The organism is Enorma burkinafasonensis, from assembly GCF_902150035.1.
GTDB lineage: Bacteria > Actinomycetota > Coriobacteriia > Coriobacteriales > Coriobacteriaceae > Enorma > Enorma burkinafasonensis.
The window spans coordinates 1-20,812 of record NZ_LR597502.1 but is presented as its reverse complement, the minus strand read 5'-3'; the positions used below and the strand labels follow the sequence as shown (position 1 = coordinate 20,812).

Annotated in this window: 21 protein-coding genes; 10 read left to right on the top strand and 11 right to left on the bottom strand. The window is 66.6% G+C overall.

The window, feature by feature from the left end; all coding sequences use genetic code 11:
• Nucleotides 1-43 precede the first annotated feature (43 nt).
• From FS885_RS01505 to accD, 10 genes are all read left to right on the top strand, one after another.
• A complete protein-coding gene (locus tag FS885_RS01505; protein WP_144743249.1) occupies nt 44-1,006 on the top strand; it encodes a beta-ketoacyl-ACP synthase III in 963 nt (320 codons plus the stop codon).
• Between the two features lie 60 nt (nt 1,007-1,066).
• Nucleotides 1,067-1,297 carry a phosphopantetheine-binding protein gene (locus FS885_RS01500; RefSeq protein ID WP_144743248.1) on the top strand — a complete coding sequence of 77 codons (231 nt, stop codon included), beginning with the start codon at nt 1,067-1,069 and terminating at the stop codon, nt 1,295-1,297.
• 1 nt (nt 1,298) lies between these two features.
• Nucleotides 1,299-2,243, top strand: a complete 945-nt coding sequence (gene fabK, locus FS885_RS01495) for an enoyl-[acyl-carrier-protein] reductase FabK (protein WP_144743247.1) — start codon at nt 1,299-1,301, stop codon at nt 2,241-2,243.
• Nucleotides 2,231-3,187 carry an ACP S-malonyltransferase gene (locus tag FS885_RS01490; RefSeq protein ID WP_144743246.1) on the top strand — a complete coding sequence of 319 codons (957 nt, stop codon included), beginning with the start codon at nt 2,231-2,233 and terminating at the stop codon, nt 3,185-3,187. The genes fabK and FS885_RS01490 overlap by 13 nt, the downstream gene beginning before the upstream one ends.
• A gap of 5 nt (nt 3,188-3,192) precedes the next feature.
• The gene (gene fabG / locus FS885_RS01485) at nt 3,193-3,942 is read left to right on the top strand and encodes a 3-oxoacyl-[acyl-carrier-protein] reductase (protein ID WP_144743245.1); all 750 of its coding nucleotides are present in this window, start codon (nt 3,193-3,195) and stop codon (nt 3,940-3,942) included.
• Nucleotides 3,943-4,005: 63 nt separating this feature from the next.
• Nucleotides 4,006-5,247, top strand: coding sequence for a beta-ketoacyl-ACP synthase II (gene fabF, locus FS885_RS01480; RefSeq protein WP_144743244.1), 1,242 nt, complete (start codon nt 4,006-4,008; stop codon nt 5,245-5,247).
• A 2-nt stretch (nt 5,248-5,249) separates the two neighbouring features.
• Nucleotides 5,250-5,783: an acetyl-CoA carboxylase biotin carboxyl carrier protein gene (gene accB / locus FS885_RS01475; protein WP_144743243.1), complete on the top strand. Its 534-nt coding sequence runs from the start codon at nt 5,250-5,252 to the stop codon at nt 5,781-5,783.
• Nucleotides 5,783-6,217: a 3-hydroxyacyl-ACP dehydratase FabZ gene (gene fabZ / locus FS885_RS01470; protein WP_144743242.1), complete on the top strand. Its 435-nt coding sequence runs from the start codon at nt 5,783-5,785 to the stop codon at nt 6,215-6,217. Before accB ends, fabZ begins: the two co-directional genes overlap by 1 nt.
• Before the next feature lie 25 nt (nt 6,218-6,242).
• Nucleotides 6,243-7,583, top strand: a complete 1,341-nt coding sequence (locus FS885_RS01465) for an acetyl-CoA carboxylase biotin carboxylase subunit (RefSeq protein WP_144743241.1) — start codon at nt 6,243-6,245, stop codon at nt 7,581-7,583.
• Nucleotides 7,573-9,282 (top strand): acetyl-CoA carboxylase, carboxyltransferase subunit beta, encoded by a 1,710-nt coding sequence (gene accD / locus FS885_RS01460; protein ID WP_144743240.1) that lies wholly within the window; start codon nt 7,573-7,575, stop codon nt 9,280-9,282. Before FS885_RS01465 ends, accD begins: the two co-directional genes overlap by 11 nt.
• Nucleotides 9,283-9,353: 71 nt before the next feature.
• On the opposite strand, the gene FS885_RS01455 is transcribed toward accD, so the two are convergent.
• The 11 genes from FS885_RS01455 to FS885_RS09995 form a co-directional block, all read right to left on the bottom strand.
• Complete coding sequence (locus FS885_RS01455) at nt 9,354-9,974, bottom strand: hypothetical protein (RefSeq protein ID WP_144743239.1); 621 nt, start codon at nt 9,972-9,974, stop codon at nt 9,354-9,356.
• A gap of 73 nt (nt 9,975-10,047) precedes the next feature.
• Entirely contained in the window at nt 10,048-10,668 is a 621-nt protein-coding gene (locus FS885_RS01450; RefSeq protein ID WP_144743238.1) for a hypothetical protein, read from the bottom strand.
• A 177-nt stretch (nt 10,669-10,845) separates the two neighbouring features.
• Nucleotides 10,846-13,089, bottom strand: a complete 2,244-nt coding sequence (uvrB, locus tag FS885_RS01445; protein WP_144743237.1) for an excinuclease ABC subunit UvrB — start codon at nt 13,087-13,089, stop codon at nt 10,846-10,848.
• 44 nt (nt 13,090-13,133) lie between these two features.
• Complete coding sequence (locus FS885_RS01440; RefSeq protein ID WP_246060696.1) at nt 13,134-13,763, bottom strand: lytic transglycosylase domain-containing protein; 630 nt, start codon at nt 13,761-13,763, stop codon at nt 13,134-13,136.
• Nucleotides 13,756-14,403: a dephospho-CoA kinase gene (gene coaE, locus FS885_RS01435; RefSeq protein ID WP_246060694.1), complete on the bottom strand. Its 648-nt coding sequence runs from the start codon at nt 14,401-14,403 to the stop codon at nt 13,756-13,758. The genes FS885_RS01440 and coaE overlap by 8 nt, the downstream gene beginning before the upstream one ends.
• Before the next feature lie 215 nt (nt 14,404-14,618).
• Entirely contained in the window at nt 14,619-14,927 is a 309-nt protein-coding gene (locus FS885_RS01430) for a PTS sugar transporter subunit IIB (protein WP_144743235.1), read from the bottom strand.
• A 180-nt stretch (nt 14,928-15,107) separates the two neighbouring features.
• Nucleotides 15,108-15,446 (bottom strand): PTS sugar transporter subunit IIA, encoded by a 339-nt coding sequence (locus tag FS885_RS01425; RefSeq protein WP_222419858.1) that lies wholly within the window; start codon nt 15,444-15,446, stop codon nt 15,108-15,110.
• Nucleotides 15,439-16,743 (bottom strand): PTS sugar transporter subunit IIC, encoded by a 1,305-nt coding sequence (locus tag FS885_RS01420; protein WP_144743234.1) that lies wholly within the window; start codon nt 16,741-16,743, stop codon nt 15,439-15,441. The genes FS885_RS01425 and FS885_RS01420 overlap by 8 nt, the downstream gene beginning before the upstream one ends.
• 17 nt (nt 16,744-16,760) lie before the next feature.
• Nucleotides 16,761-18,182 carry a glycoside hydrolase family 1 protein gene (locus FS885_RS01415; RefSeq protein WP_144743233.1) on the bottom strand — a complete coding sequence of 474 codons (1,422 nt, stop codon included), beginning with the start codon at nt 18,180-18,182 and terminating at the stop codon, nt 16,761-16,763.
• A gap of 63 nt (nt 18,183-18,245) precedes the next feature.
• On the bottom strand, nt 18,246-20,171 hold the full coding sequence (locus tag FS885_RS01410) for a BglG family transcription antiterminator (RefSeq protein ID WP_144743232.1): 1,926 nt from the start codon (nt 20,169-20,171) through the stop codon (nt 18,246-18,248).
• 314 nt (nt 20,172-20,485) lie between these two features.
• Nucleotides 20,486-20,812 (bottom strand): hypothetical protein (locus tag FS885_RS09995; protein WP_222419857.1); only part of this gene is annotated, 327 nt, incomplete at its 5' end.

The following is a 20,812-nucleotide window of genomic DNA, read 5'->3' as shown; positions in this document are numbered from 1 at the left end:
ATTGTCAAAACGTCAATAGCAAACGACGGCCACTTGGAGGATCATGTCCTTCCACATCATCGGCACCGGTTCCGCGCTGCCCGCGCGAAGCGTCACGAACAACGACCTCTCGCGCTTCCTCGATACCTCTGACGAGTGGATCTTCACGCGCACCGGCATCAGGGAGCGCCGCATCTGCACGACCGAGACGCTCGACGAGCTCGCGGTCGCGGCGAGCGGGCGCGCCCTCGAGGCCGCCGGCATCCGCGCCGCGGACCTCGACCTGATCGTGTGCTCCACCACCTCGGGCGACCATCTCATGCCCGCCGAGGCCTGCGCCGTCGCGCACGGGCTCGGGGCGGCCTGCCCCGCGTTCGACATCTCGGCCGCCTGCGCCGGCTTCGTCTACGCCCTCGATGTCGCGGACGGCTTTCTCGCCCGCGGCCGGGCGCGGCGCGCGCTCGTGGTCGCCGCCGAGAAGATGTCGCGCCTCCTGGACTGGGAGGACCGCGCCACCTGCGTGCTCTTCGGCGACGGCGCTGCCGCCTGCGTGCTCGAGGCCGGGGGCGAGAGCCCGCTGGCGCTCGAGCTCTCCTGCGACCCCGACCTTAGGGCGCTCTCGGTTCCCGGCGTCGGCGGCACCTCGCCGTTTTGCCCCGAGCAAGCGGCCGCGCGCAGCGTGCTCGCGATGGAGGGGCAGCGCGTCTTCAAGTTCGGCGTGAACGCGATCTGCAACGCCGTGCGCGCGCTTGCCGATGACGCCGGCGTCGAGCTCGGCGACATCGACCACTTCGTGTTCCACCAGGCGAACGAGCGCATCCTCGCCGCCGCCTCCTCGAGGCTCAAGATCGACGACGCCCGCGTGGCCCGCACCCTCAGCACCACCGGCAACATCTCGAGCGCCTGCATCCCGCTCACCCTCGACGCCCTCGTGCGCGAGGGAAGCCTCGCCCCCGGCCAGCTCGTCGCCCTCGTGGGCTTCGGCGCCGGCCTCGACGTCGGCTCGTGCCTCATGCGCTGGAGCTGACGCACCCCATCACCGCGACCACAGCGCACCCGCGCTTGGCAGATAGAAAAGGAGAACACCATGGCAGAGACCACCTTCGATCGCATTTGCACCATCATCCGCGACAACGGCGGCACCGAGATGGAGCTCACCCCCGAGACCAAGCTCGCCGACGCCGGCCTGGACTCGCTCGCCACCGTCGAGGCCGTCATCGCCTGCGAGGACGAGTTCGACATCGAGATCGAGACCGAGTCCAACCCCGAGACCGTGGGCGAGCTCGTCGAGCTCATCGAGTCCCTCATGGAGAACTAGGATGCTGCGCTCCGCCATCTGCGACATCCTGGGGATCGAGAAGCCCGTCTTCCAGGGCGGCATGGCCTGGATCGCCGACGCGAGCCTGGCCGCCGCCGTGTCCGAGGCGGGCGGCCTCGGCATCATCGCGGCCATGAACGCCGACGCCGACTGGCTGCGCGGCCAGATCCGCGAGCTTCGCGAGAGGACCGACAAGCCCTTCGGCGTGAACGTGATGCTCATGAGCCCGTTCGCCGACGAGGTCGCCCAGGTGGTCGTCGACGAGCAGGTGCCCGTCGTGGTCACCGGCGCCGGCAACCCCACCAAGTACATGAAGGCCTGGGTCGCCGCCGGCATCAAGGTCGTGCCCGTCTGCGCCTCCGTGGGCCTCGCCCGCATGGTCGAGCGCGCCGGCGCCGCGGCCGTCGTGGCCGAGGGCGGCGAGTCGGGCGGGCACGTGGGCGACGCCTCAACCATGGCGCTCGTCCCGCAGGTCGCAGATGCCGTGAAGATTCCCGTCATCGCCGCCGGCGGCATCGCCGACGGGCGCGGGGTCGCCGCCGCCTTCATGCTGGGCGCCCAGGGCGTCCAGGTGGGCACGCGGTTCCTCGTGGCCGAGGAGTGCACCGTCTCCGAGGAGTACAAGGAGCGCGTGCTCAAGGCCAAGGACATCTCGACCATCGTCACCGGCCGGCGCACCGGGCACGCCGTCCGCTGCCTCAAGACCCCCTTCACCAACGAGTTCGCCCGTCGCGAGAACGAGGGTGCGCCGGTGGAGGAGCTCGAGCAGATGGGCGCCGGCGCCCTGCGCAAGGCCGCGCAGGACGGCAACTACGAGGAGGGCTCGTTCATGTGCGGGCAGATCGCCGGCCTCGTCAGCCGTCGTGCCACCGCCCGCGAGATCGTCGACGACCTCGTCGAGGGCGCCGAGAGGCTGCTCAAGGGGGCGCCGTCATGGGTGGCGTAGCGTTCCTCTTCGCCGGCCAGGGTGCCCAGCATCCGGGCATGGGCGCCGAGCTCGCGGCCGCGTCGCCCGCGGCACGCGCGGTCTTCGGCGCGGCCGACGCCCGGCGCCCCGGCACCTCGGCGCAGTGCTTCGAGGGCACGCAGGATGAGCTTAACGACACCGCGAACACGCAGCCCTGCGTCTTCGCGGTCGACCTCGCCTGCGCCCGCGCGCTCGTCGAGCGCGGCGTCGAGCCCCAGGCGGTCGCCGGGTTCTCGCTCGGCGAGGTGGCCGCGCTCACGTTCGCCGGCGCCTACACCGACGAGGCGGGCTTCGAGCTCGTCTGCCACCGCGCCGCCCTCATGGCCGACGCCGCGCGCCGGCACCCCGGCGCCATGCGCGCGGTCATGAAGCTCGACGCCGAGCGCGTGGGCGAGCTCGCCCGCGAGGCGGGCGAGGCCTGGCCCGTGAACTACAACAGCCCCCAGCAGACCGTCGTCGCCGGGACGCCCGATGCCCTCGAGCGGCTCGACGCCCTCGTCAAGGCCGAGCGCGGGCGCTCCATGCCGGTCGCCGTGTCGGGCGCCTTCCATAGCCCCTACATGGCACAGGCCGCCACGGCGCTCGCCGACCTGCTCGCCGACGGGCGCGAGCCCGCATCGCCTGAGCTCCCCGTCATCGCCAACCGCACCGCCCGCGCCTACCCGGACGGCCCCGCCGCGGGTGCCGAGCGCGCGGAGCTCCTCGCCGAGCAGGTCGCGAACCCCGTGCAATGGGTCGAGACGCTCCGCGAGCTCGAGCGCCGCGGCATCGACACCTTCATCGAGGTCGGGCCCGGCAAGACCCTCACCGGCCTCGTGAAGCGCACGCTCGAGGGCGTCCGCGCGCTGCCGTGCGAGACCCCAGACCAACTCGAGGCGGTCCTCTCCGAGCTCGGGGCGGCCGCGACCAACCAGGAGGCGTGATCTTCATGGCCACCACCGAACAGCGCCGCTGCGCCCTCGTGACCGGCGGCTCGCGCGGCATCGGCCGCGCCGTCTGCTGTGCGCTCGCGCGCGACGGCTACGACATCGCCGTCGTCTACGCCGGCAACGACGAGGCGGCGCGCGAGACCGTCGCGGCCGTCGAGGAGGCGGGTGCCGCGGCGCGCGACTACCGCTGCGATGTGAGCGACGCCGACGAGGTCGCCGCCTGCGTCGACGCCGTGCTCGCCGACTTCGGCGGCATCTGGGCGCTCGTCAACAACGCCGGCATCACCAAAGACGGCCTGGTCGCCCGCATGCGCGAGGAGGACTTCGACCGCGTGATCGACGTCAACCTCAAGGGCAGCTACCACATGATCCGTGCGCTCATGCGCACGTTCATGCGGCAGCGCGGCGGGCGCATCGTCAACATGACGTCCGTCGTGGGCCTCATGGGCAACGCCGGCCAGGCCAACTACGCCGCGTCCAAAGCCGGCGTCATCGGCCTCACCAAGTCCGTCGCCCGCGAGCTCGCCGGGCGCAACGTCACCGTGAACGCCATCGCGCCCGGCTTCGTCGAGACGGACATGACGGCGGTCCTGCCCGAGGAGGTCCGCGCCCGCTACGAGCGCGAGATCCCGCTCGGCCGGCTCGCCAGCGCAGAGGAGGTCGCCGCCGTCGCGTCGTTCCTCGTAAGCGACGCCGCCGCCTACGTGACCGGCGAGGTCATCCGCGTCGACGGCGGCATGGCGATGTAGCCGGCGCAAGATCGCCGCGCGCGGGATGCGCCGCGCACCAGATTCGCACAAGGAGCAGAACAGATGGAACACAGAGTCGTCATCACCGGCATGGGCGCCGTCTCGCCCGTCGGCAACACCGCCGCCGAGACCTGGGACGCGCTCGTCGCCGGCACCAGCGGCATCGCCCCGCTCGCCCACTGCGCCACGGACGGCCTCAAGGTCACCGTGGGCGCCGAGGTCAAGGGCTTCGACGGCGCCGAGCGCCTGGGGATGGACGTCCGCCACCAGGACCTCAACGTCCAGTACGCGCTCGCCGCCTCCGACGAGGCGATGGCCGCAAGCGGCCTCGGCGACGCCGAAGGGCTCGACCGCACGCGCGTGGGCGTCTACGTGGGGTCCGGCATCGGCGGCATGGCCTCCTACACCGCAGCCCTCGACACCATGCGCGACCGCGGCCTGCGCCGCTGCCCGCCCTTCATGATCCCCATGATGATCGCCAACATGGCGGCGGGCGAGGTGTCCATCCGCCACAAGCTCACCGGCCCGACCCTGCCCGTGGTGACGGCCTGCGCGACCTCCGCCCACACGGTGGGCGAGGCGTTCCACGCCATCAAGCACGGCTACGCCGACGCGATCCTCGCGGGCGGCGCGGAGGGCTGCATCATCCCCGAAGCGATCGCCGGCTTCACCAACTGCAAGGCCCTCACGCGCAACCCCGACCCCGCGACGGCCTGCCGCCCGTTCGACAGGAACCGCGACGGCTTCGTCATGGGCGAGGGCGCCTGCGTACTCGTCCTCGAGGAGCTCGAGCACGCCCTGGCGCGCGGGGCGCACATCTACTGCGAGGTCGCAGGCTACGGCAACACCGCCGACGCCTACCACATCACGAGCCCCGCGCCCGACGCCGCCGGCATCGCCCGCGCCATCGAGCTCGCCGTCGCCGAGAGCGGCCTCGATGCCTCCGAGGGGCTCTACGTCAACGCGCACGGCACCTCGACGCCCCTGAACGACAAGACCGAGACCCTCGGCCTCAAGCGCGCCCTCGGCGAGGACGCGGCGCGGGCCGCGCACATCTCGTCCACCAAGTCGATGACGGGGCACATGCTCGGCGCCACCGGAGCGCTCGAGGCCATGGTCTGCGCGCTCGCGCTCGAACACGGCACCATCCCGCCGACGATCGGCCTCGCCGACCCCGACCCCGACTGCGACCTGGACTACACACCCGGCCACGCCGTCAGCGCCCCCGTGCGCTGGGCGCTCTCCACGAACCTCGGGTTCGGCGGGCACAACGCGGCGCTGGCCTTCAAGGCATACGAGGACTGACCATGAAGATCGATTCCCAGAAGCTCAACGAGGTGGCGGCCCTCATGGAGGACCACGGCCTCACCCGCGTCCGGCTCTCAGAGGAGGACGGCCGCGTCATAGAACTCGAGCGCATGGCCCCGGTGCCCCCGGCGCCCGCGGCGACCATCGTGGCCCCGCTCCCCCTTGCGGAGGCCGCCTCGGCCTCCGCGGCGGGCACGCCGGAGGCGGCGGCGCCCGTGCATGAGCGCCCCGTGGCGGAGGCGCCCGCAGACGGCGGCGCCGCGGCGACCGCAACCGCCGTGCCCGTCACCGCGCCCATGGTGGGCGTCTTCTACGCCGCCCCCTCGCCCGAGGCCGAGCCGTTCGTTACCCTCGGCTCGCACGTCAAGCGCGGCGACACGCTCTGCATCATCGAGGCCATGAAGCTCATGAACGAGGTCGTGGCCGAAGCCGACGGCACCGTCGTGGCCATCGACGCCGCCGACGGCGACCTGGTCGAGTTCGGCGCCCGCATCATGGCGATCGAGCCCGACGCCGTAGGGGGTGAGGCGTGATGGACCGCACGGAACTCGAGGCGATCCTCCCCCATCGCGCACCCATGCTCCTGCTCGACGAGGCCGAGGTGGTCGACGGCGAGGCGCGCGGGCGCATCACCGTCACGGGCGATGAGTTCTTCGTCCAGGGGCACTTCCCCGGCAACCCCGTGGTGCCCGGCGTGATCCTGTGCGAGATGCTCGCGCAGAACTGCTGCGTGCTCATGGGCGAGGGGCTCGCCGGCAAGGACGTCACGCCCTTCTACACGAGCCTCGACAAGGTGCGCTTCAAGCACCCCGTCCGCCCCGGCGACACCGTCGAGCTCACGTGCCGCATCACGCGCTCGCGCGGACCGTTCCACTTCGCCCATGGCGAGGCGCATGTCGCCGGCGAGCTCTGCTGCGTCGCCGACATGTCGTTCGCGCTCATGCCGAGCGACGGGACAGCCGGCTGAGACGCCGCTCGGTAGGGAGGCCACTATGTTCGAAAAGATCCTCATCGCCAACCGCGGCGAGATCGCGATGCGCGTCATCCGCGCCTGCAAGGAGATGGGCGTGCAGACCGTCGCCGTCCACTCCACCGCCGACGCCGGCGCGCTCCACGTGCGCCTCGCCGACGAGGCGTACTGCATCGGCGGGCCGCGCCCGCAGGAGAGCTACCTCAACGAGGACGCCATCCTCACGGTCGCCGCGAAGAGCGGCGCGACCGCCATTCACCCGGGCTACGGCTTTCTGTCCGAGAACGCCGGGTTCGCGCGCGGCTGCCAGGAGTACGGCATCGTCTTCGTGGGGCCTGCGCCCGAGGTCATCGACCGCATGGGCGACAAGGACGCCGCGCGACGCACCGCGCGCGAGGCCGGCGTGCCCGTCGTGCCGGGCTGCGACCTCATCTCCTCCGCCGAGGAGGCCGAGGCCGAAGCACGGCGCATCGGCTGCCCCGTGCTCATCAAGGCGCGCTCCGGCGGCGGCGGGCGCGGGATCCGCAAGGTCGAGCGCGCCGAGGACGCCGGCCGTGCGTTCATCGAGGCGAGGGCCGAGGCCGAGGCCGCCTTCGGCGACGGCGAGTGCTACATGGAGAAGTTCATCGCCCGGGCGCACCATGTCGAGGTGCAGGTCCTCGCCGACGCGCACGGCCACGTCGTGACGCTCGGCGAGCGCGAGTGCTCCGTCCAGCGCCGCAACCAGAAGCTCGTCGAGGAGAGCCCCGCCCCCTGCCTCGACGGCCGCGACGACACCCGCGCGCGCATGTACGCCGCCGCGCGCGACCTCGCCCGCGCGGTGGGCTACGAGGGCGCGGGAACCATCGAGTACCTCTACACCGATGACGGCGAGTTCTACTTCATGGAGATGAACACGCGCCTGCAGGTCGAGCACCCCGTCACGGAGTTCGTGAGCGATATCGACCTCGTGAAGTGGCAGCTGCGCGTCGCCGCGGGCGTCGCGCTGCCGTTTACGCAGGACGACATCGCGATCTCGAAGCACGCCATCGAGTGCCGCATCAACGCCGAGACGCCCGAGCTCGTGCCCTCGTGCGGCACCGTGAGCACGCTGCACGTCCCGAACGGCCCCTGGGTGCGCTTCGATTCGGCGCTCTTCCCCGGCGCCTCGGTCCCCCCGTACTACGACTCAATGCTCGGCAAGCTCATCGTGCGCGCGGGGACGCGCGAGGAGGCAATCCGCAAGATGCGCGCCGCCCTGTCCGAGCTCACGATCGAGGGCGTCTGCCACAACGCGCCGCTCATGTTCGATATCCTCTCGCACCCCGAATTCCTGTCGGGCTGCTACCACACCGACCTCATGGAGCACCTGTATGAGCGCTAAACGCATCGCCATCAACAAACTCGAGGGTCCCGTCACCGACGTGCCCGTCGAGATGCCCCAGCGCCGCGCCTACGTGAAATGCCCGGGCTGCCGCCGCATCATCGACCAGGAGCTGCTCGAGCGCTCGCTCGACGTGTGTCCCCGCTGCGGGCACCATCTGCGCCTCTCCGCGCGCAAGCGGATCTGCGCCACCGCGGACGAGGGGAGCTTCGAGGAATGGTTCTGTGACCTCCCCACGCCCGACCCGCTCGCGTTCCCCGGCTACCGGGAGAAGCTCGATGCCGCCAAGGACGGGTCGAGCATGCGCGAGGGGGTCGTCTGCGGTGCCGCGCGCATCGGCGGCGAGCCGTGCGCCCTGTTCGTCATGGACGGCGAGTTCATGATGGGCTCGATGGGCACCGTCGTGGGCGAGAAGATCTGCCGCACGTTCGAGCGGGCGTGCGACGAGGGGCTTCCCGTCGTGGGCATCACCGTGTCCGGCGGCGCGCGCATGCAGGAGGGCACGCTCTCGCTCATGCAGATGGCGAAGGTCTCGGCCGCGCGGCGCCGGCTCGCCGAGGCGCACCTCCCCTACATCGCCCTGCTCACCGACCCCACCACGGGCGGTGTCACCGCGAGCTTCGCCATGGAGGGCGACATCATCCTCGCCGAGCCCGGGGCGCTCGTCGCCTTCGCCGGCCCGCGCGTCGTGGAGCAGACGACGCACAAGCGCCTGCCCCACGGGTTCCAGCGCTCCGAGTTCCTGCTCGAGCACGGCTTCATCGACCGCATCGTCGAGCGCCGCGACGTCCCCGCCACCCTGTCCGAGCTGCTCGCGCTCCACGGGCACCGCGCACCCGCCGAGGACGCGCCGCACCGTCTCGAGCTCGGGCGCAAGCCCCACACGCTCCTCGCCAAGATCGTGAAGCGCGGCGGCAAAGGCGGCAAGGCGCCGGCCGGTGCCTACGATATCGTGCGCGCCGCCCGCTCGGCCGACCACCCCACCGGGCTCGAGCTCATCGAGCTCGGCTTCGACGGCTTCGTGGAGCTGCACGGCGACAGGCGCTATGGGGACGACCCCGCGATCGTGGGCGGCATTGCCTGGAAGGACGGGCGCGCCGTGACCGTCATCGCGACCGAGCGCGGCCGCTCCACGAAGGAGCGCGTGGCACGCAACTTCGGCTCCGCGCACCCCGAGGGCTACCGCAAGGCCGAGCGCCTCATGCGGCAGGCGGAGCGCTTCGGCAGGCCGGTCCTCTGCCTCATCGATACCGCGGGCGCCTACTGCGGCATCGGCGCCGAGGAGCGCGGCCAGGGCGAGGCCATCGCCTCGAACCTGGTGACCATGGCGGGGCTTCGCACCCCGCTCGTGAGCGTCATCACCGGCGAGGGCGGGAGCGGCGGCGCGCTCGCGCTCGCAGGGGGCGACCGCGTCTACATGCTCGACCATGCCGCCTATTCCGTGGTGAGCCCCGAGGGCTGCGCCTCGATCCTGTGGAAGAGCACCGACCGTGCGGCTGAAGCCGCCGAGGCGCTCGGCCTCACGGCGGAGCGGCTCTGCGAGCTCGGCATCGTGGAGGGCTCCATCGACGACGCATGCAGTCCCGAAGAGCTCGCGAGCCGCATCGTGAGGCTCGCTACGGCCTCGTTCGACGAGCTTGGCTCCCTCGCCACCGAGGAACTCCTCGCCGCCCGCTACGCCCGTTTCCGCGCCTTCTGAACAAAGTAGGACGTTAACACCAGGTCTTAAAGTCCCACTCACATACACAGCACTCACTAGTAGGCTGAAGCTTAGCTGATAACGTAGTCCTTCATGAGGCGTTCAAGCTCAGCGATATCCGGAATGGAGTCGGACGTGAATCGATAGGGCTCGCCATCTCCCGATGTCGTACGCACCTGGATAATAAAGGTACCGTCCATTCCGACCGCCACCGTGAGAACTCCCACGGAATCATCGCTCATATAGAAATTGGCAGAGAGCTGGGGTATGTCATCGCCCTGATAGGGCCCGACCTCGCAGTTTATAACATCCATGTCATTGAACTCCGCCCACTCTTCCATACGGGAGCAAACGGTGGTCGCATAATCGCTAGCGAGCTCCTTCGGATCCGCCTCGATGAATGCCGCCAGCTCGTCAATGGTGAGCAGGATGCCATCATCGTCGCGCTGCTCCTCGCCAATGATATCGATCCAGCTCTTGCCGCTGGTGTCCACACCGGCGTCGGAGGCCTGGCTCTCCACGGCAGTCGATTCCGCCTGCTGGTCCTCGGCGGCCGGGGCGTCGCCCGTCTGCGAGCCAGCACCGCCGGAACTGCACCCCAGCACGCCGACCGCGAGGAGCGCCGCCGCGGCACCCGCGACCAGCACTCGTCCAACCGACCTCAGACCGAGCGCATCCAGATAGCTCGACATCGGAACCCCCTCCCCTCAATCCCCCATGGGGCATTGATCACACCGGTACGCCGTTCAAGTGCGCTTCTAAACGTTAGAGAACATTCTCATCGACAATCGTAGCAAGGATATCCGTTGAAGGTATTTCGTCATCTTCAAAGAGGTAGAAATTGTCCGTCTCTGCGGGAGCGCTCAGACGGAGCACGAAATTGCCGGAATTCGGGCTTATTCCAATCATCATGCTGATATACACGCCATTTTCCGCGCGGAACCCCGTAGTCAGAAAAGGCGCTTCTTGACCCTCGTATTCGATAAGATCATTGCCCGCCGTATCCAAATCGTTGAAATCGGACCATTCTTCCATGCAGGTAATGAATGGCGTAGGGCTATTCACCGCAATTTCCGATGGCTCAACACCTATGTAGCCGGCAAGCTCCTGCGTGGTGAGCAGGACACCGTCATCGTCGCGCTGCTCCTCGCCGATGATTTCGATCCAGCTCATACCACTGACATCCGAACCGGCTTCAGGGGTTCGATCCGCCTCGGCGGGCGCGGCCTCCTGCTGCTCCTCGGCGGCCGGGGCGTCGCCCGTCTGCGCGGACACGCCCTCGGAGCTGCACCCCGGCGCGCCCACGGCGATCAGAAGCGCCGCCGCCCCCACGGCCATCGCCCGCGCCACGGGCGCCAAGACCAAATCGTCCAGAAACCTCGACATCGCAGCCTCCCCTTCCCCGCTCCCCGACAGGGTGATTCCCGTTCAGCATGCCGCACCGGCACGCCATGTCATACGCCTAGTATAGCTTTCCGGACGCGGTCAGACGGCATTCCTAGGTGAGGTCGAAAGCGGACGGCGCGGCATCCGCACCGCACGCCGCCCGGGAGCCGGCCCTCCTCAGTGCTTGCCCTTCCAGCCCTGGCGCTTGCGCCCGCCGCCGAACACGCTCCCCTTGCGGGCGGTGCGCCGCAGGGCCTCCATCACCTCGTCCTCGGTCGTGCCCTCGACGATGGCCTTGAGGTGCACGATGCCGTCGCGCAGGCGCGCCGCCTCCTCGAAGTCCATGGCCTCGGAGGCGCTGCGCATGTCGTCCTCCATGGTCTGGATGATGCGCACGAGCTCGTCGTGCGGCAGGCTCGCCAGCTCCTCGGCGAGGCGCTGGCCGGTGGACTCCTGCGAGGCGGGCGCCGCCTCGGTGCTGTCCCCCGCGGGTGTGAAGAATTCCCCGTGGCCGAGCGAGTCGCCGCGCGAGCGGCTGCGCTTGCCCACGTTGTCCGTGGCCTCGGCGATGAAGCTCGAGATGTCGTTGATGGCCTTGCGCACGGTCTTTGGCTCGATGCCGTGCTCCTCGTTGAACGCCATCTGGATCTTGCGGCGGCGGTTGGTCTCGTCGATGGCCTCGCGCATGGAGTCCGTGACGGTGTCCGCGTACATGACCACCTCGCCGTCGGCGTTGCGCGCCGCGCGGCCGATCGTCTGGATGAGCGAGCGCCGGTTGCGCAGGAACCCCTCCTTGTCGGCATCGAGGATCGCCACGAGCGAGACCTCGGGCAGGTCGAGCCCCTCGCGCAGAAGGTTGATGCCCACGAGCACGTCGATCTTGCCCTGGCGCAGGTCGCGCAGGATCTCGACGCGGTCGAGCGTCGCCGTGTCCGAGTGCATGTAGTTCACCTTGATGCCCGCGTCGAGCAGGTGGTCGGTAAGGTCCTCGGCCATGCGCTTGGTGAGCGTCGTCACGAGCACGCGCTCGCGGCGCGCCACGCGCTCGCGGATCTCGTCGAGCAGGTCGTCGATCTGGCCGCGCACGGGCCGCACGTCGATCTTGGGGTCGAGGAGTCCCGTGGGGCGGATGATCTGCTCGACGTCGTTTTGGCTCACGCGCAGCTCATAGTCGCCGGGCGTGGCCGAGACGTAGATGAACTGCGGCACGCGCGCCTCGAACTCGTCGAAGCGCAGCGGGCGGTTGTCGAGGGCCGAGGGCAGGCGGAAGCCGTGCTCCACAAGCGTCACCTTGCGCGAGCGGTCGCCCTCGTGCATGCCGCGGATCTGGGGCACCGTCACGTGGCTCTCGTCGATGATGCAGAGCATGTCCTTGGGGAAGTAGTCGATGAGCGTGAAGGGCGGCTCGCCGGGCGCGCGCCCATCGAGATGGCGCGAGTAGTTCTCGATGCCGTTGCAGTACCCCATCGTCTCGAGCATCTCGAGGTCGTAGTCGGTGCGCTGCTGCAGGCGCTGGGCCTCGAGCAGCTTGTCCGAGGCCTTGAGCTCGGCGACGCGCGCCTCGAGCTCCTCCTCGATGGTCTTGAGCGCCGCGGTCACCTTGGGTTTCTCGGTCACGTAGTGCGAGGCGGGCCACACCGGGATGGCCTCGTACTCGCGCAGGATCTCGCCCGTCACCTCGTCGATCTCGGCGATGAGCTCGACCTCGTCGCCGAAGAACTCGAAACGCAGGGGGTGCTCGGCGTACGGCGGGAAGACGTCCACCACGTCGCCGCGCACGCGGAACGTGCCGCGCGCCAGATCGAAGTCGTTGCGGTCGTACTGGATGTCGATGAGGGAGTGGATGAAGTCGTCGCGCTCGAGCGGCTGCTTCTTGTCGACGTTGGGGGCGAGCCCCGCGTAGTCCTCGGGCGAGCCGATGCCGTAGATGCACGAGACGCTCGCCACCACGATCACGTCGCGCCGGCTCAAGAGCTGCGCCGTCGCCTGGTGGCGGAGCATCTCCACCTCCTCGTTGATCGACGCGTCCTTCTCGATGTAGGTGTCGCTCTGCGGGACGTAGGCCTCGGGCTGGTAGTAGTCGTAGTACGAGACGAAGTAGACGACCGCGTTATGGGGGAAGAACTCCTTGAGCTCGCTCGCGAGCTGGGCGGCGAGGGTCTTGTTGGGGGCCATGACGAGCGTCGGCTTGCCGACCGCCTCGATGGTCTTGGCCATGGTGTAGGTCTTGCCCGAACCGGTGACGCCCAAGAGGACCTGATAGCGGTCGCCGCGGCGCACGCCCTCGGCGAGGGAGGCGATCGCCTGGGGCTGGTCGCCCGCGGGGTCGTAGGGGGCCTCCACCTTGAACTCGACGGGATCGCCCGTGAGCCCGAAGCGCTTGAGCTCGCCGCCGACACGTTCGACCTCGAATGCAGGCATGAAGCCCCTCCTTTTGGATCTATGGCACCGTGTGCGGGCCCCGCCTAGATGGGTGCGCTGCCCCGGGACCCGTCGGGGACGAAGCGGTCCCCGTAGAGTTCACGATAGCGCATGTGCGCGTTGGTGACACGTATGAGATACGCCTGGGTCTCGGGGAACGTGATGGCGTTGTGCAGCGCCGTGCCCTCGTCGGCCCATTCGTCGACGTTGCCCATGCCGCCGTTGTAGGCGGCGATGGCGCGGTCGACCGACCCGTCGAAGTATTCGAGCAGATACGACAGGTAGGCGCACCCGTACTCGATGTTGACGCGGGGGTCGAAGAGGTCGTCTGCCGGGTAGGCCTCCCCGTCGACGAACTCGAGCGCGACCATATCGCGGGCCGTCGCGGGCATCACCTGCATGAGGCCCTCGGCACCGCGGGCCGAGCGCGCGCCGGCATCCCAGTTGGACTCAGCCTCGATGACCGCCGCGACAAGGAAGGGGTCGACATCGTAGCGGGCGCTGGCCTCGGCGATATAGTCCTCGTACTTCAAGGGGTACATCCAGCCGAGCAAGGGCGTCGGGGCATAGGAGTACACCCAGGCGCAGACGCCGAAGATAAGCACCGCCACCAAGGGCAGCATGCGGTACCAGGCGAGGAAGCGCGGACGCGACGAGAGCAAAAGGCTAGGCATGGGACACCGCCGCCTCGTCGGCATCGATCGCGACGCCGCGTGCAAGCAGCCATCGCCTGAGCGCACCGGTGAAGCCGTCCTCGTCCTCGAAGGTGTTCTCGATGACGGAGGTCGCCATGGCCGCGATCCCCTCGTCGGAGGGCTGCAGCGCCGCCCTGCGGTCGAAGTCCGCAGGGTCCATGCCGCGCCCGATCGCGCGCGAACGGCGCACCTCGAGCGGGGCGACGATGGCGAGGACCTCGTCGGCGAGCGGGAAGAGGTCGCGCACGGCTGCGGGCACCGACGCCTCGACGACCGTGAACGGGCAGCGGGGAGCGGCCATCGACGCGCAGGGCACGGGAAGCAGCACCTGCGCCAGGCGTTCCCGCAGCACGGGATGGACGATCTCGTTGAGACGCACCGTGGATTCCGCGGTCCCGAAGGCCCGTGCGGCAAGGCGCTTGGTGTCAATGCCGCCGTCCTCGCTTATGACCTCGACGCCGAATTCAGCGGCCAGCTCGCCCACGAGCTCGGAGCCCGGAAGGTAGAGGTCCTTAGCGAAGCGGTCGAGGTCGATGCGGCGGGCGCCGAGGCGCTCGAAGTAGCGGGCGGCCGTCGACTTGCCCGAAGCTATCGTGCCGATGACGAAAACGGTATCCATCAGGTTGAAACCACCAAAACGAGTTCGATTTGAGTGCGGATGTCGGTAGGAAACGCCTAGGTATCATAGTCCATCGCACGCAACAGGCGCGCTAGATAGCAAAAGAGCCTTTGGAAATCCAAAGGCTCTTTTCCGCTCGCATGGACGCGGGATCGATGGCTGGACGACCTGACGACCGCCGGGCCGCGATCGGCCGCGGCAGCCGGCACCGATCGCTACAGGTTGTGCTCCTTGTAGATCTTGTCGATGAGCTTCGTGACCTTCTTGCCGTCCATGAGCCCGTAGGTCTGCATGTCGATCGCCTGGACCACGCGATTCGGGCCGGCGATCTTCTGGATGTCATCCACCAGGAAACGGATCTGCGGGGCGATGAGGATCACCTTGATGTCGTCCTCGAGGTTGTTCGCGTAGACGCTCTCGGAGTACGCCTTGACCTCGTAGCGGCCTTCGGAAGCCTCGCGGATCTGGCGGGCCATGATGCTCGTCGACATCCCGCCGTTGCAGACCAGCATGATCTTTTCCATAGCAAACACTCCTTTGCTCGTGCCCGACGACTTCCGTCGGACCGCCTTCATGGCTCGCGGTGAACGACCCCGAGCCCACTCGCGCGACCTGTGTCGCGTGAAACCTGGATCAGGGCGGCGGTGGGGAGGGACCGCCGCCCACGATACCCTGCAAGCGACGCGGCAGGCGCACTTGTTAGCCTAGGATCTCAGCTCGCTGAGCTCGCGATAGACCTCGATGAACTCCTTGACGTAGGTCTTGCAGCTCTCTCCATCCATGAGCTGGGACTCCGCGTGCATGAGCATGAGGGACGAAGGGACGTCACCTGTTTCGGCCTCGCGCTGGATGAGCGCCATGTGCGTGTTGTGCCCCTCGACGAACAGCTCGGAACCCTTCTGGATGAGCTCGTCGACGCGGTCGAACTCGCCGGCGCGCGCCGCACGGAGCGCCTCCATGTAGCACGACTTGGCCTCGCCCACGTGCGCGATGATGTCGAAGCAGGCAAGCTGGACCTCGTCCATCGTCGTGTCGTTACTCATCGTCTTCCTCGCCCTCGCCCTCGGTTTCGAGCTGGATCTGCTGCTTCTCGTACACCTTGAAGAACGGGTAGTAGATCAGCGCGTCGACGATTGTGAACACGATGATGAAGACCACACCCTTCCAGTCCATGGTGGAGAGGAACGCACCGAAGATGTTGGGCATGTTCCACGAGAGGAGCGCGAACGTCTTCTCCAGAATCCCGGCGCTCATGAGCAGGTAGGCGGCGATGCCGTTCACCAGCGGGGCGAGCATGAACGGGATGAAGAAGATGGGGTTCAGCACGACAGGCAGGCCGAAGACGATCGGCTCGTTGATGCCGAAGAAGCTCGGGATGATGCCGATGCGGCCAACGTACTTGCACATCTTCGACTTGGAGCGCAGCAGCAGGATACCGAGCGCCAGCACGCTGCCGCACCCGCCGATGATCACGAAGTACACCCAGAACGGCGTGGTGTAGATGAACTGCAGGGGCTCGCCGGCGAGCTGCGCGGCGGCGTTCACGGCGAGGTTGCTCTCGCGGATGGGACCGACGAAACCGGTGATGGCGGTGTCATGGATGCCGAAGAAGAACAGGAAGTGCGTGACGAGGATCACGAGCGTCAGGAAGACGATATTGTCGGACGCGGCGAACGACGGGGCGATGACCATGTACAGGAAGCCCGCCATCGTGGTGCCCATGCTGTGGAAGAGCACGAAGCCGAGCGAGAACACCAGGATGATGACGATGCAGGGAACCATGTTCGCGAACGTATCACTCAGGACCTCGGGAACGCTCGGCGGCATCTTGATGCGGCCGAAGTTCTTGGCGGTCATGAAGCGGTACGCCTCCACCGTGAAGATGGAGATGATCATGGCGGGGATGAGGCCCTTGCCGCCGATATAGCTCAGGTCGGCTATCGTGCCGTCCCAGCCGAGCGTCTGCGGCCCCACCACGAGCATGAGGAAACCCACGATGTTCACGAGTAGCGGCGTGAACGGGTGGATCTTGTAGTGACGGCACAGATAGTACGTGATGCCGATGCCGAAGTAGAAAGCCAGCGCACCGATGGTCACGGTGTTGATCCAGGTGAGGATGAAGTTCGCGTTCTCGGCGAACACCGCCCACACATAGAAGAAGCCCTCGGCCTCCTCCTTGGCGAACGGCGCCGCGCCGAGGACCGACGCGATGCCACCCGTGAGGGTGATGGGCAGGAGTGTGAGGAACGAGTCGCGAATCGCCTTGAGATAGCGCCAGTTGGCCATCTTGTTCGCGATCGGCAGAAGCTTCCGCTCAATCGTCTCGTTGATCGATGCCATGAGATCCGTCCTTTCCGTTACTCGGTTGCCATGTCATCCGACTTGTACTTCGATCGGTCGACGATGTCGCCGCCCGATTCGATTACCTCCTTGAACCAGCCATAGGAACGCTTGGGGACGCGCTTCAACGTGCCGTCCTGCACGCCGATGAGGCCGTAGCGCTTCTCCATGCCGCTGATCCACGAATAGAGGTCCATGAGCGACCACACGAAGTACCCGCGCATGTCGACGCCGTCGTCCATGGCGTCGAGCAGCGCCGCGATGTGGTCCTGGAGAAACGCGATGCGGTAGGCATCGTCTACCGGTTCGTCGCCGATCTCCTCGTAGCAGCCCATGCCGTTCTCGGTAAGGAAGATCGGCACCTGGTACTTCTTCCATGCGCGCTTGAGACCCCAGTAGAGCCCCTCGGGGTTGATCTCCATACCCCATTCGGTCGCCTTACGCTTAGGGCTGTTCACCTGCTCGAACCAACCCTTGACGACGATCTTGCTCCGGCCGCCGCCCTTGCCCTTCGTGTTGAAGGTGACGCAGCTCTCGCCCTCTTCGTACTTCTTGATGTCGGCGCTCGAGTAGTAGTTGAGCCCCAGGAAATCGACGGTGTTCTCGCGCATGATCTTCAGGTACTCGGGCTTCATGCACGAGACGTCGTAGCTCTTGGCGAGCTCGGCGATGAGGTCGATGGGCGGCTCGCCGAACACGGCGGTATCGAGCACCCAGTTGTTGTTGAAGTTGTCCGCGTAGCGCACGGCGATCTTGGTCTCGATGTCATCATCGACGCCGTAGACCGGCGTGTAGCTGTGCACGATGCCGATCGTACCCGGATAGCCACCCTCGCGGAACGCCTTCACGCCGAGCGCGCTCGCCAGCATGATGTGGAAACCGGCCTTGATATACTCCTGGACATCCGTATGGAACGGCGGGTAATCGCCGCCCATGTAGCCGCGCGACGTAACCCACTTCGGCTCGTTCATGGTCACCCAGAAGCGTACGCGGTCGCCGAAGGCGTCGAAGCACACGCGGGCGTAGTGCTCGAAAGCGAGCGCCGTCGCATCATTCGTCCAGCCGCCGAGCTCCTCCCAATACATGGGAAGGTCCCAGTGGAAGATCGTCACATACGGCTCGATGCCCGCCTCGACGCAGCAGTCGATGAGGTCGTTGTAGAACGCGATGCCGCGCGGGTTGACGGTGCCCTCGCGGTCGCTGATAATGCGCGGCCAAGCGAGCGAGAAGCGGTATGCCGTGTGGCCGCCCGCCTTCGCGAGGGCGATATCCTCCCTGAAGCGGTGATAGTGGTCGCATGCCACATCGGCATCAGGGAGTTCGCGCTCGTGCAGGTACCAGTCCCAAATAGACTCGACCTTGCCATCGGCATCCCAAGCGCCCTCGCATTGATACGACGCCGTGGCGCCGCCCCAAAGGAAGCTCTTGTCTACCGCCATGTCCTCTCCTTCCAATCCATCGGACTTACCTATGATCTGGCGCGGGCCCGGCGCCGAGATACCCTATCGGCGCGCATCCCCAGCTGGGCTGAGTAGCGCCTGGAGCGTTTCATAGCTTCGCTCTTCGAGGAGGCGGCCGATCGCCTCCTCGCTTGAGAGCAAGGCGGCAATGCCGTCGTTGAATTCATCTGGATTGAATCCAGGATCGTTGGAAAACGAGACGAGGAAGACCGCCTGTACCTCATGGGAGCCCCAGGCGATTGAGTGCTCGAGTAGCCCCACCGCGACGAACGGCACGCCCGCCACGGCGCGCGCCGGATGCGGCAGCGCGACGCGGTTGCCGAAGGCTGTCGGGGCGATGGATTCGCGCTCGAACACGAGCTCGCGGAACTCCTCATTGAGCCCGAAATGCTCGATCGCTTTATCGACCAGCGCGCTGAGAACCTCTTCCTTGGACTCTCCGGCCATATGCCCAAAGAAGAGCTCATGGGGGAAGTACCGCAGCAGACCTTCGGGACAGTCCCTGCGCAACAGCTCGATGATGTCGACGACATCGGAGGGATCGAGGAACGCGCTTACCTCGCGCACCGGGACCGGAACCTCGATCCCGAGCGGGACCGTGGTGAACACATAGTCGATGCCGGAAAAGTCCATGCGCTCGACCTGGCTGACGTCGCACGTCCTGATGGAGTCGACATATGCGCCGAACTCCTTGCGGCAACGGTACTCGAGCAGCCTTGCCGTCCCGGCACCGGAGGCGCAAACGATGAGCACACTCTTCTTCGGCGGTTCGCTGCCGGAGCGCTCGATGGCGAGCGCGAACGCGAGCGCGAGATAGCCGATCTCGGGAGCCTGGAGCTCGGACCCGTAGCGGCGCTCGAGCACGTGCGATGCGTCCACCGCCATGGACCACGCCAACGGGAAGCGCGCGCGGATCTCGTCGGTAAGAGGGTTCTCCGCGACCATGTGATGACGCAGGCGGATCGACAGCGGGGCCACATGGCGCGCAAGGTTCATGCGGAGCTCAAGGTCATCGTGGAAATCGATCTGATAGATGCTCCAGACGACATCGACCATATCGGAAACAACATCCCAGACCTCATCGGAGATCGCGGCAAGCTGCCGATCCGGGCCCGAAGGCTGCGAGGCGGACCCCTCGACAGGCATCTGCTTCCCTGCGAGATGGAGGGCGATATAGGCGATTTCCTCGGAAGGAAGATCGACATCGAAGCGTACCGTCAGCTCGCCGGCGACATCCTGCGCAGCCGCATAAGCCCGTGTACCCCTGATATGTTCGAGGTCCGTACCCTCCATCGGCACATACGCATGCGCGCGGATGCGCATGACCGCAATGGCGATATGCACCAGGAGGTTATGGTAGTTGATGGCGCTGAACGCAAGGTGCTTGCCCTCGAGCGCTCGATCGACACAGTCCTTGATGCTCTCCACCGTGACGCCGCGAGAGCTCTCGCCCTGCGAATCGATCATGCGCTGAAATGCCATGCTGGACAGGCACAGCCGCTTGCGTGCCTCATCCCCGACCACACGGATACCGCGGTACGGGCGGCTCTCCAATGAGAGATCGAATCGCGCGAGCATGGACTCGACCTCGCGCAAGTCCGTTGAGATCGTGCGACGCGAGACGTAGAGTATCTGCGCGAGCGTATCGAGCGTCACCCAATCGGTTCTCGACAGAAGGTCGTTTACCAGATATGAGACGCGCTCTTCAGGCGAATCCGGCGCAGCCGAGATATGCTTGGCGCGATTGAGCGCTTGGGAGAACTCATCTTGATCGTAGATCTTGAGCTGATAGAGACCGGGTCGTACAGCATTGATCTTCGCTGAGCCATCCAACAGGGAGTTAGCCTTCTGGATGTAGCGCCTTACCGACCGATCGCCTACTCCGAGCTGAGCGGAGAGCTCGTTGATCCTGAGGAGGCCATGTGCCTGCTGCAGCAAATCGATAACAGCGATAATGCGGTCAGACATTCACGACTCCTTTCATAGATTCATCATGCCAACCGCGGATATAGACCTCAACGAATCATATTGTCCGAATCAGCGGACAAGCACTGCACCAAAAACGAACAAGTATGAATAGTTCCCAATATTCATGCATCGAATAGATTGTTCTGCATACTTCATCAGATATTACGTATATCCCAGAAATTGACTTTAAACTCGCTTGCAACGGTAATGATGGATGACGGTTGCAAATATCGGAATAGAAGTTCACGAGTCTTGAATAGAGGGATTATCCAGTCACGTATAGACGATGACGAAAGATGATTGAAGTTGTTTGTTTAAACAGGAATGAAGAACTCGCCGCCCAAAACTTGAAGAGCGGAAGTCGCTCTCAATTGGACGGATGACCGATGTATCGCAACAAAAATGTGTTTGATAGCCTCCGTCTTGCGGGTTTGGGCGCGGTGATCTTTCGGGAATGAGCGCGAAAAAGTTTCGGGTCTGAGCGCGGGCACGCCGACCGTCCCGTTCGGCCTACCGTTGTCGTTGCTTCGGTTACGACGATTGGGGGCCAGAGAGGAAATGATCGGCGTGGACAAGATCGACGATATCAGAAAGCTCGGGAGGAACGGGGCGACCGTCGCCTCGATCGCCCGGGACACCGG